Raw genomic sequence first — 13,303 nt, forward strand, 5'->3', positions numbered from 1 at the left:
TGGCGCAAACGACAAAGGCCTGGACCGTTGCCGGCCCAGGCCTTTGCTGACCACTCAGTTCAAGCAGATCGACAACTGCTCTCTGAAGCTTTCCAGCAAGGCAGTGCTGTCCACCATGGCTTCATGGCGGACCTCGATACGGCGTGAAGCGGCGATCTCACCACCCTGCACCTCGCAACCCATGGCCTGCTCCAGGACCTGGATCTGCTCCGGAGTGTAGTCACTGGACCACCATAGCCGTGGCGCAACCCGCAGGGGGCGATAGGCATAGGCCGCAGACAAGGCGCTCAAGTCATTGAACACAGCGCTGACCAGCGAGGCGTCGAACTCGGCCTTGAACAGCCCCACCACCCGATCCAGCTCGCCGGGAGCCAGGGGGATATTACCGGCCACCCAGCCATGGATGCTCTGCCAGTCGAGCTCGGCTTCGCGCGTCAAGCGGCTCTCGATCATCCCTGCACTGCCCGGGAACTGCTGGCAGAGCTTGTCGATGATCGCCCGCCACTCGGACTCGGCTGTCACGGTGACCGGCGCCTCCTGCCTTTGAACCAGGTCATCCCCGGTGCCCTGGGGCGGCGTCGGGTCGAGCAGGCCGAGGAAGCGTACCGTCTCTCCTGCCGCCTCCAGTTCGCTGGCCACGTCCATGGCAATGGACCCGCCCAGGGACCAGCCCGCCAGATAGTAGGGACCGCTCGGCTGTACCTGACGGATGCTGGCGACATAGCGCTCGATCATCGCCAGCCATGAAACCTCGCTCCAGTCGGCTTGCAGATAGGCCTGGTGCAGCACGCCATACACCGCACAACGGTCGCGCAACTGCGCCGCCAACGGCAGGTAGCCATACACGCTGCCCCCCGCCGGGTGGAAGCAGAACAGCGGCTGGCCGGAGCCGCCCAGGGCGATGACGTTCTGTGCACTGTCGGCCTGACCGGCTGCGATCACGCCAGCCAGTTGCCCCACGGTCGGCGCCGTGAACAGGGCATTGATGCTCAGTTGCACAGCCAGTGTCTGGTTGATGGCGCCGATCAGGCGCAATGCATCCAGGGAGTGCCCACCCAGCTCGAAGAAGTTGTCGTCCAGGCCCACCTGATCTACGCCCAGCACCTGGCTCCAGAGGGCGGCGACCTGCTGTTCCAGTTCGCTCTGTGGAACGTTGTAGGCCTGCTGCAACTGGCTGGCGTCGGCCTTGGGCAGGGCTTTGCGGTCCAGCTTGCCATTGGGGCTCAGCGGCAACGCTTCGAGGAACAGCAGGTGCGCCGGCAGCATGTAGTCCGGCAGCACCTCCTTGAGGGCCGCTTTCAATTGCTCGCGCAATTGCGCCTGGGCCTCTGGCGTATCGGCCGCCACCTGCGCGGCTGGCACCACATAAGCCACCAGCTGCGGCCCGCTCGCGCCGTCCTGGGCCAGCACAATCGCCTCGCGTACTTGCGTCAGCTCCAGCAGCCGCGCTTCGATCTCACCCATTTCGATACGGAAACCGCGGATCTTCACCTGGTGGTCGATGCGCCCGGCGTACTCGATCACACCTTCGGCGTCATAGCGGGCCAGGTCACCGGAGCGATACAAGCGACCGCCATCGCTGCTGAACGGATCGGGAATGAATCGCTCGGCAGTCAGGCCTGGGCGGTCGTGGTAACCCCGGGCCAGCAGGTCGCCACCGATCATCAGCTCGCCAATCACACCGTTGAGCGGCAGGTTGCCGCTGTTGTCCAGCAAATAGATGGAGCGGCCCGGCAGGGCCTTGCCCAGTGGAATCACCGCCGGCAGCGGCTCGGTCCCCTTCAGGTAGGCACCGCAGTCATGGGCCGTGGCACTCACGGTGGCCTCGGTCGGCCCGTAGGTGTTGAGCAGGCAGGCGTGTTTCAGGCCAGCCTGTTTCCAGGCGGCCACACCTTCCGCCGGCATGGCCTCGCCCCCCAGGTTGAGCTGACGCAGGCGGCCAAAGTCCCGCGGCCCCTTGGCGGCGAAGTCCTTGCCCAGCATGAACCAGTAGGCGGTGCTCAAGTCGACGATGCTGATGCCTTGTTCGATCAGCTCGCGGTAGAAGGTTTCGCTGTCCCACAGCTCCTTGCCGCGGATCACCACCGAAGCACCACGGATCAGCGCCGGGTACAGCTGTTCGACAAAGGCATCAAAGTTGAAGGTGGAGAACTGCAAGCCACGGTCCGTAGCCGTCATGTTGAAATAGCTGGCGGTGGCCCGTGCATGCTGGCTCAGGGCGTTGTGGGTGATGCCTACGCCCTTGGGCCGGCCGGTGGAGCCGGAGGTGTACATCACGTAGGCCAGGTTTTCTGCACTGCTGCGCTCTGGCGGGTTGCCCTGCGCCATACCGGCCAGCCAGACGGGAGCCTGGTCCAGGCACAGGTACGGCACCACGAGGCCATCCTGCAAACGCTCCAGCAGCGGCGACTGGGTCAGCAGCAACTGGATGCCGCTGTCCTGCATCATGTAGTGCAGGCGCTCCTGGGGGTACTCAGGGTCCAGCGGCACATAGGCGCCGCCAGCCTTGAGCACCGCCAGCAAGCCGACAATCATGTCCAGCCCGCGCTCCACGGCAATACCCACCCGCACATCCGGGCCCACGCCCTGCTCGATCAGCTTATGGGCCAACTGGTTGGCCCGCTGGTTGAACTGGCCATAGCTCAGTTGCTCACCGGCGCACAGCAGCGCCACGGCATCCGGAGTGCGCGCGGCCTGGGCTTCGATCAACTGGTGGATATTCAGGTCTCGGCCCACTTGCCCGGCCGCCCGGCGGGACTCTTGTTCAACGGCTGCCCGTTGCCCGTCGCTGAGCAGCGAAAGATCCCCCAGGCACTGCCCGGGGTTGCCGATCATGGCCAGCAGCAGGTGCTGCAGACCCTCGGCCAGTTGCCGGATCACTGCGCCACTGAAGTGCTGGCACGAATAGCTGTAGTCGAACGACAAGCGTTCAGCGACGAACACCGACAACGTCAGCGGATAGTTGGTCTGCTCATGATTGCCTACCGCGCCAAATTGCAACTGTGCCGGCGAACCTTTCTCCAGGGCTTCGGACACCGGGTAGTTCTCGAACACCAGGATGTTGTCGAACAGGGCCTCGCCCCCCAGGCCGGCCCAGCGCTGCACGTCGTACAGCGGCGTGTGTTCAAAGTCACGCAGGGCCAGGTTGCGTTCCTGCACAGCCTGCAACCAGTCGCTGACCGACAACTGCGGACGTGGCGCGGCCACCACCGGCAAGGTGTTGATGAACAGGCCGATCTGCTGCTCCACGCCCTTGAGTTCCGCCGGCCGGCCGGACACCGTGGCGCCGAACACCACCGTGTCTTGCCCGGTGCAGCGTTGCAGCAGCAACAGCCAGGCGGCCTGCACCAGGGTGTTGACCGTGACTTTCTGCTGGCGGGCAAACTCGCCCAGGCTGCGGGTCTGGACCTCGTCGAGGGTGCAGCCATGGCTACCATGCCCCTCCTCCAGCGGCGCACGTGCACCGGTAGCAATGGCCTGGGCCAGACGGGTCGGCTCATCCAGCCCCTGCAGTTGCTGTTTCCAGAAATGCTCACTGAGGGTTGCGTCCTGGCGTTGCAGCCAGGCGATGTAGTCGCGGTAGCGCCCGGTCAAGTGCTGCGGCAATTGACCGGCATAACGTTGCAGTACTTCACCGAGCAACTGCGAGTTGCTCCAGCCATCCATCAGGATGTGGTGGTTGGTGTAGATCAGGTGGTAGCGCTGTTCACCAGTACGCACCAGAGTCAGGCGCAACAGAGGTGCAACGGCCAGATCGAAGCCCCGTTGACGTTCGGTCGCCGCCAGGGCGTCCAGGGCTTGCGGGGTCTGCTGCGCCGAGCGCCAATCGTGTTCGGCACACTCCAGGCTGACCTGCTTGTACACCACCTGGATCGGCGCCGGCAGCTCGCCCTGCCAGAGGAAACCGCTACGCAGGATGTCATGGCGCTCGATGGTTGCCTGCCAGGCCTGGCGGAAGCGCTCGGGATCGAGCCCGTCCACGTCCACCCGCAACTGGTTGATGTAGTCGCCGCCCTCCTCTTGATACAGAGTGTGGAACAGCATGCCTTGCTGCATCGGCGACAGCGGATAAAGGTCTTCGACCTTGGCCAGGGCCAGCGGCAAGCGGTCCAGCTGCTGCTGGTTCAAGCCGGCCAGCGGGAAGTCCGACGGCGTCGCGCCACGGTGCTCGGGCTGGCTGCAATGCTCGATCAGGGCCTGGAGCTCCTGGGCATACTCGTCTGCCAGGCGCTGGATGGTGGTGGTATCGAACATCGCCTGGCTGAAGTTCCAGCCTAGGCTCAGCTCACCGCCATAGACCTGACCGTTGAGGGTCAGCCAGTTGCCCAGGGGGGCTTGCAGGCTCTGGTCGTCGCCCTTGGCCTCATTGGCCGGGGCAAACCATGCCTGCTGCTCATCGAAACTGCCGTCGAACTGGCCCAGGTAGTTGAAGGTGATGCGCGGCACCGCCAGTGCGGCGAGGGCTGTCTGTGCTTGCGCATCCCCCAGGTAGCGCAAGGCACCGAAGCCGATGCCCTTGTTCGGCACCGCCCGCAGCTGTTCCTTGATGAGCTTGATCGAGTCGGCCAGCGCCGGCTGCGGCGTCAGCTTCACCGGGAACACGCTGGTGAACCAGCCCACGGTGCGGCTCAGGTCGATGCTGTCGAACAGCTCTTCGCGGCCGTGGCCTTCCAGTTGCACCAGGGCGCTGCTGTCGCCGGTCCAGCGGGTAATGACCCGGGCCAGAGCGGTGAGCAGCAGATCGTTGATCTGGGTGCGATAGGCTGCCGGCGCGTCCTGCAACAGGCGCTGGGTATCACCCTTGCTCAGCCGGGTTTCGACACTGCTCGCGTACTGGTTCTGCAAACCGTCGTGGCCATGGTCACAGGGCAGGTTCGGCTCGACACCCTGCAGTTGCGCCTGCCAGTAAGCCAGCTCCTGCTGCAGCGCAGCACTGCTGGCATAGGCTTGCAATTGCCCGGCCCAGGCCTGGGTCGAGCTGGACTTGGTCGGCAGCGTCTGATTGCCCAACAGGGCTTGCAGATCCTCCAGGAGAATCCGCCAGGACACCCCATCCACCACCAGGTGATGGACGATCAGCAACAGGCGCTGGCTCTGATCGGCCAGGGTGAACAGCACGCCACGCAACAACGGGCCGGCCTGCAGGTCGAGACTGCGCTGGGCCTGCTCGGCAAACTGCTGCAACGCCTGGGCGTCGACCACATTGGCCTGCCACAGCAGTTGCACCGACTCATCGGCGTCGGCAAAGGCTGCGCTCCACATGCCCTGATGTTCGGTAAAACGCAGGCGCAGGGCATCGTGCTGCACCGTCAGGGCCTGTAATGCGCTTTCCAGGGTCTGGGCTTGCAGCGCCTGTAGCGGCTTGAGCAGCACCGACTGGTTCCAGTGATGACGCTCCGGCACCGGGGTGTCGAAGAACCACTGCTGGATCGGCAGCAGCGCCATTTCGCCACGCACCGGACCCTGGTCGATCTGCAACCCGCCCTCGCCCTGCTCCGCCACCGTGGCCAGCCCTTGCACCGTCTGGTGCTGGAACAGGTCCTTGGGGGTGAAGCGGATACCGGCCTGCCGCGCACGGCTGACCACCTGGATCGAGATGATCGAGTCGCCCCCCAGCTCGAAGAAGTTGTCGGTGACGCCCACCTGCTCAAGTTTCAGCACATCGGCCCAGATCGCCGCGATCTGTTGTTCCAGCGGGTTCTGCGGCGCCACGTAGGTCTGCTGCATCAACTGCGCATCGACTTTCGGCAGCGACTTGCGGTCCAGCTTGCCGTTCGGCGTCAGCGGCAGTGCTTCGAGGAACAGTAGGTAGGTCGGCACCATGTAGTCCGGCAGGCTCTCCCGCAGACGCGCCTTGATGCTCTCGCGCAACTGCGCCTGACGCTCGTTGCTCAACGCCACCTCGGCGTCCACCGGCACGATGTAGCCCACCAGCTGCTGGCCACTCGGCCCTGGCTGGGCGATCACCGCCACTTCCAGCACCGGGTCCTGTTCCAACAGGCGCGCTTCGATCTCGCCCAGTTCGATACGGAAACCCCGCACCTTCACCTGATGGTCGACACGCCCGACGTATTCCACCAGACCGTCGGTGCGATAGCGGGTCAGGTCACCGCTGCGGTACAGCCGGGCACCGGTGGTGCTGTAGGGGTCAGGGATAAAGCGTTCCGCCGTAAGGCCCGGACGATCCAGATAGCCCCGGGCTACGCCCAGGCCACCCAGGTACAACTCGCCGGCCACGCCAACCGGTAACAGGTTGAGGTTGGCATCGGCCACATAGGCGCTGCGATTGCCGACGATATTGCCGATAGGCGCATAGGCCGCATCGCACGGATCGCCCGCCTTGGCCTTCCAGATCAACGGCGTAACCACAGTTTCGGTCGGGCCGTAACCGTTGAAAATGTACTTCGGACGCAGCACCCGCCACGCCAAATCGTAACTGGCCTGGGGCACTGCATCGCCGCCGAAGCAGTAGACCCGCACCGCCGGCGGATTGCCGTCGCGCTCGGCGTGTACCGCCAGTTGTTGCAGGTACACCGGCGGGAACACGCCCACGGTGACGCCGTAGCGATGCATCTGTTCGTAGGTGAATTCCGGCGACCACAAACTATCGTCGCGGATCAGCACGCTGGCGCCGTAGATCAGCGGGTGCATCCAGCCTTCATGGGAGCCGTCGAAGGCGAAGGACATGAAATGCAGCTCACAATCCGCCGGGCTCATTTCATAACGCTCGCCGGTGGCCAGGCTGTGCATGGCCAGCGGGCCATGGGACACCGCCACGCCTTTGGGCAGCCCGGTGGAGCCGGAGGTGTAGATCACATAGGCGAGGTTTTCCTCGGCCAGCTCCACCTGCGGGGCACTGGCGGGATAGCCGGCAAAATCCGCGGCCCGCTCCACCGACAAGGTCGGCAGGCCATCAGGAATCGGCAAGCGATCCAACAGATGGCTCTGGGTCAGCAGCAGCCACGCGCCGCTGTCCTGCATCATGTAGCGAAGACGGTCCTGGGGGTACTCGATATCCAGCGGCACATAAACCCCACCGGCCTTGAGCACGGCAAGGAAGGCCACCATGATTTCCGCGCAGCGCGGCATGGCGATGGCCACCCGCACCTCCGGGCCCACCCCCAGTTCGATCAGCTTGTGCGCCAGCTGGTTGGCCTGAATATCCAGCTCGCGATAGCTCAGGCGCTGCTCGGCGAAGAACACCGCCGGCGCGTCCGGGGCCTTGGCCGCCTGATCGGCAAACAGCTGATGGACAAAACGGTGGGTCGGGTAGACCACATCGGTGTGGTCCCAATCCTGGCGAATGCGGCGCTGCTCGTCCTGCGTCAGCAATGGCAACTCACCCAGCCCAGTCTGTGGATGCTCCATCAGGCTCAGCAACAGGCCCTGCAAGTGCCCGCCCAACTGCACCATTGAAGGTTCGGAGAAAGATTCACGGGCATAGATGAACTCGAACGACAGGCTCGCCCCCAGGTTCACCGCGACGGTCAGTGGGTAGTTGGTCTGCTCGTGGTTGCCCACCGCGCCAAAGCGCAGTTGCGCCGGAGCGCCTTTTTCCAGGGCCTCGGACACCGGGTAGTTCTCGAACACCAGGATGCTGTCGAACAGCGCATCCCCACCCAGCCCGGCCCAGCGCTGCACTTCGTACAGCGGCGTGTATTCGTAGTCGCGCAGCGCCAGGTTGCGACTCTGCACCGTTTGCAGCCATTGGCTCACGGTCATGTCCGGGCGCGGCGTGGCCACCACTGGCAAGGTGTTGATGAACAGGCCCACCTGCTGCTCGATGCCTTTGAGCTCCGCCGGGCGCCCCGCTACCGTGGCGCCGAACACCACGCTGTCCTGCCCGGTGCAACGCTGCAGCAACAGCAGCCACGCCGCCTGCACCAGGGTGTTGACCGTGACCTTCTGCTGCCGGGCAAATTCGCCAAGCCGAGCCGTCTGTGCCAGGTCCAGCTCGCGATGGTGCTTGCCGTGGCCGGTGCCGGCCGCAATGTCCGCGACCCGGGACAGCGCCTGGGTCAGGCGGGTCGGTTCATCCAGCGTCTGCAGTTGTTCTTTCCAGAACTTTTCACAGGCCTGGGCATCCTGGCGTTGCAGCCAGGCGATGTAGTCCCGGTAGCGGCCCGGAGCGTGGCTGGGCAACTGACCGGCATAACGTTGCAGCACTTCGCCAAGCAACTGCGAGTTGCTCCAGCCGTCCATCAGGATGTGATGGTTGGTGTAGATCAGGTGGTAGCGCTGCTCGTCGATACGCACCAGGGTCAGGCGCAACAAGGGCACGGCATCCAGCTCGAAGCCACGCTGGCGCTCGGCGGTGGCCAGGGTATCCAGGGCTTCCTGCTGCTGCGGCTGGCCGCGCCAGTCATGTTCGGTGCAGTCCAGGGCAATGTGCTTGTGCACCACTTGCAGCGGCGTCGACACCTCGCCCTGCCAGATAAAGCCGGTGCGCAGGATGTCATGCCGATCGAGGGCCGCCTGCCAGGCCTGCTGGAAGCGCAGCGGATCGAGGCCATCCACGTCTACCCGCAGCTGGTTGATGTAGTCGCCCGCCGCCTGTTCGTAGAGGGTATGGAACAGCATGCCCTGTTGCATCGGCGACAGGGGGTAGAGGTCTTCGACACCGGCCATCGACACCGGCAGGCGATCCAGTTGCTGCTGGTTCAGGCCCGCCAGCGGGAAGTCCGACGGGGTCGCGCCCGCCTGCTCCGGTGTGCAGCAATGCGCCACCAGCGCCTTGAGCTCCTCGGCATAGTCGTCGGCCAGCCGCTGCACGGTGGCGGTATCGAACATCTGCTGGCTGAAGGTCCAGTTCAGGCTCAACTCGCCGCCATAGACCTGGCCATCCAGGCTCAGCCAGTTGCTCAGCGGGGCCAGTGGGCTCTGGTCGTCGCCCTTGGCTTCACCGCTGGGTTTGAACAGGGAATCCTGCTCGTCGAAACTGCCGTCGAACTGGCCCAGGTAGTTGAAGGTAATACGCGGCACGGCCAGGGCTGCCAGGGCCTGCTGCGCCTGAGCATCCCCCAGGTAACGCAGGGCGCCAAAGCCGATGCCCTTGTTCGGCACCGCCCGCAGTTGTTCCTTGATGAACTTGATCGAGTCGGCCAGGGACGCCTGGGGCGTGAGCTTCACCGGGAACATGCTGGTGAACCAACCCACGGTGCGGGTCAGGTCGATGCTGTCGAACAGGTCTTCGCGGCCGTGGCCTTCCAGTTGCACCAGGGCACTGGCTTCGCCGGTCCAGCGGGTGATGACCCGGGCCAGGGCGGTGAGCAGCAAATCGTTGATCTGGGTGCGGTAGGCCGCCGGGGCGTCCTGCAGCAGGCGCTGGGTATGGGCCTTGTCCAGGCGTGAGCTCAGGTTGCTGGCGTGCTGGTTCTGCAACTCGGTGACCGGGCGATCCTGCGGCAGGTTCGACTCGACGCCCTGCAACTGGGCCTGCCAGTACTTGAGTTCTTCCTGCAGCGCTGCACCTTGGGCATAGGTCTGCATCTGCTCGGCCCAGGCCTGGGTCGAGCTGGTCTTGGCCGGCAACGCCAGGGGCTGGCCGGCGCTGAGTTGAGTGTGGGCCAGTTGCAGATCCTCCAGCAGGATCCGCCAGGACACGCCGTCCACCACCAGGTGGTGGATCACCAGCAACAGACGCTGGCTGCCGTCCTCCAGGCTGAACAGCACGGCCCGCAGCAGCGGCCCGTCCTGCAGGTTCAGGCTGCGCTGCGCCTCGATCGCCGACTGCTCCATGGCCTGGGCGCTATCCACCGCAACCCGCCAGAGCAGCTCCGGCCGCTGGCTGGCATCGGCAAAACGCGCCGACCAGCCATCAGCCTCCTGGCGGAACTGCAACCGCAAGGCGTCATGCTGCACCCGCAGCGCCTGCAAGGCGCTCTCTACCACTTCGGCACACAGCGGCTGGGACGGTTTGAGCAGCACTGACTGGTTCCAGTGATGACGCTCGCTCATGGGCAGCTCGAAGAACCACTGCTGCACCGGCAGCAGCGCAGTCGCGCCATGCACCGGGCCCTGGTCGATCTGCACCCCGCCTTCACCCTGCTCGGCCACTGCCGCCAGCCCCTGTACCGTCTGGTACTGGAACAGATCCCGCGGGGTGAAGCGGATACCGGCCTGCCGCGCGCGGCTGACCACCTGGATCGAGATGATCGAATCACCGCCCAGTTCGAAGAAGTTGTCGGTGGCACCGACCTGTTCGAGCTTCAGCACATCGGCCCAGATCGCCGCGATCTGCTGTTCCAGCTCGCTCTGCGGCGCCACATAGACCTGCTGCATCTGCTGGGCATCGACCTTGGGCAGGGCCTTGCGGTCGAGCTTGCCGTTGGGGGTCAGGGGCAATGCTTCGAGGAATAGCAAGTACGCCGGCACCATGTAGTCCGGCACATGTTCCTTGAGTGCACTCTTGATGTTCTCGCGCAGGGTGGCCTGGGCATCCCCGGCGACGGCCATTGCCGCGTCGCTCGGCACAATGTAGGCCACCAGTTGCTGGCCGTTGTCACCCTCGTGGGCCAGGACGAAAGCCTCGCGCACGGCTGCTTGCTGCACCAGCCGCGCTTCGATTTCCCCCAGCTCGATACGGAAGCCGCGGATCTTCACCTGATGGTCGATGCGACCGATGTATTCGATCACCCCATCGGCGCGGTAACGGGTCAGGTCGCCGGTGCGATACACCCGGCCACCGTCGCTGGAGAACGGATTGGGCACGAACTTCTCGGCGGTCAACGCCGGGCGTGCCAGGTAGCCACGGGTGACCCCGGCACCGGCCAGGTACAGCTCACCGGCACTGCCCAGCGGTACCGGTTGCAGGTCCGGGCTGAGGATGTAGCTCTGGGTATTGCTGATGGCCCGGCCGATATTCGCCTGACCGCCGGCCTCGCGCCGGGTGTAGGTCGAGTAGGTGGTGTCTTCCGATGGGCCGTACAGGTCGTAGACATGCACCAGCCCCGGCTGTTGGTAGAGGCTGTCCACCAGGGCCTGTTTCAGCGGCTCCCCCGCCAGGTTGATGATCCGTACGCTGGGCGGAATCTGCCCGCTGCGCTGCAGCGCGGCAATCGCCGAGGGCACGGTGTTGATCAAGCGCACCCGGTCGCGGTCTGCCAGCTCCGGCAGCTCCAGGGCGTTGCGGGCCAGGACGATGGAACCGCCGCTGGACAAGGTGACGAACAGCTCCCACACCGACAGGTCGAAGCAGATCGAGGTGGAGGCCAGCACCCCTTGCAGGTCTTCAGTGCTGTACACCCGGCTCGACCAATCGATCAATGCCAGCACGTTGCGATGGGCAATCGCCACGCCCTTGGGCAGGCCGGTGGAACCGGAGGTGTAGATCACATAGGCCAGATTGTCCGGGGTCGCGCGTGGCGCCGGGTCGTCTGTCGAGTAGCCATCCAGCCAGCCCGGCTGGGCATCCAGTTGCAGGGTCTGCAGGGATTCCACGGACGGCAGCAGCGACAGCAAGGCGCTTTCGGTCAGCAGGATCTGCGCCTGACTGTCGCGCAGCATGTGGGCTAGACGGTCCTGGGGATAATCCGGGTCCAAGGGCACATAGGCGCCGCCGGCCTTGAGCACCGCCAGCAGCGCCACGACCATTTCCGGGGTGCGCTGCAAGGCCACGCCGACCCGCACTTCAGGCCCCACGCCCAGCTCGATCAGCTTGTGCGCCAGGCGGTTGGCTCGGGCATTGAGCTCTCCGTAGCTCAGGCGCTGGCCGGCAAACAGCAGGGCTTCGGCCTCCGGGGTTTTCAGTGCTTGTGCTTCCACCAACTGCTGCACGCAACCATCGCTGGGGAACTCACCGGTGGCCGGGGCCCACTCGTGCAGCAACTGGTGCTGCTCGGCAGCGCCCAGCAGCGGCAGGTCTCCCAGGCGCTGGCGCGGCTGCTGGACGATGCCCTGCAGCAACTGCACCCAGGACTGGGCCAGACGCTCGATGGTGGACGCCTCGAACAGGTCGGTGGCGTAGGTCAGGGAGGCCCAGAGGCCATCCTCGGATTCGAAGGTGTCCAGGGTCAGGTCGAACTGCGCGGCACGCCCCTGCCAGCTCAAGGTCTCGATGCTCAGGTCGTCCAAACGCTGGCTCTGCCCACCTTTCTTGACCGCGGTCTGGTGGTTGAACATCGCCTGGAACAGCGGGCTGTGGCTCAGGCTGCGCTCGGGGCGCAGGGCTTCCACCAACTGTTCGAAAGGCAAGTCCTGATGGGACTGAGCCATCAGCGCGGTCTGCTTGACCTGCTGCAGGAAATCATTGAAGCCCAGCTGCCCGTCGACCTCGGCCTTGAACACCTGGGTATTGACGAAGAAGCCGATCAGGCGCTCGGTCTCCACCCGGTTGCGGTTGGCGGTCGGCACGCCGACGCGGATGTCCGCCTGGCCGCTGTAACGGTGCAACAGCACCTGGAACGAGGCCAGCAGCAACATGAACAGGGTCGCCCCTTCACGCTGTGCCAGTTGTTTGAGGCCCAGGCGCAGCTCTTCCGGCAAGGGAATATCCAACAGCGCCCCACGATAGCTCTGGATCGGCGGGCGCGAGTGGTCCAGCGGCAGCATCAGCAAGGGTTGCTCCCCAGCCAGTTGCTCCAGCCAGTAGCCCAGTTGCCGCTCACGCTCGCCGGCATCCATCCACTGGCGCTGCCAGTTGGCATAGTCGGCGTATTGAATCGGCAAGTCCGGCAGGTTGATCGTGCGTCCCAGGCGGTAGCCGGCATAGAGCTGGATCAGCTCGTCGACCATCACCCCCATCGACCAGCCATCGGAAACGATGTGGTGCTGGGTCAGGACCAGCACATGCTCGTCTGCCGCCACCCGCAGCAACTTGGCCCGCAACAGCGGGCCATTGCGCAGATCGAAGGGCGGCTGGCTCTTGCTGTCGGTCAGGGCATGGACCTGGGCCTCATAGGACAGGCCGCCGGCGTGCAGTTCGATGACCTCGATGTCCAGCGGTGCCGGTGGATGGACCACCTGTACCGCAGTGCCATCGTCTTCGGAAAAGGTAGTGCGCAGGGTTTCATGCCGGGCAATCAGGGTATCGAATGCATGGCGCAGCGCGTCGAGGTCCAGTTCTCCGGTCAAGCGCAGCGCCGTGGTGATGTGGTAGGCGGTGCTGTCGGGCTCCAGTTGCCAAAGGAACCATTGGCTTTCCTGGGTATAGGAGAGAACCGGCGCCTCGTCGGCGCCGCGGCTGCAGATAGGAGCGATACCAAAGAGGTTGATGCCCTTTTCTTTAAGCAAAATCGCCAGGGCTCTTCTTTCCTTGGAAGAAAGCGTGCCTACCGAGTCGATTAAAGCTTGCATGTACTACCTC

Annotated in this window: 1 protein-coding gene; it reads right to left on the reverse strand. The window is 64.8% G+C overall.

The annotated features are described in order from the left end of the window. Positions 1–54: 54 nt before the first annotated feature. Complete coding sequence (locus ACSSVC_RS25430; RefSeq protein WP_492611628.1) at positions 55–13,293, reverse strand: non-ribosomal peptide synthase/polyketide synthase; 13,239 nt, start codon at positions 13,291–13,293, stop codon at positions 55–57. Positions 13,294–13,303 lie beyond the last annotated feature (10 nt).

It is taken from the genome of Pseudomonas sp. E1BtOHC1, assembly GCF_058744285.1.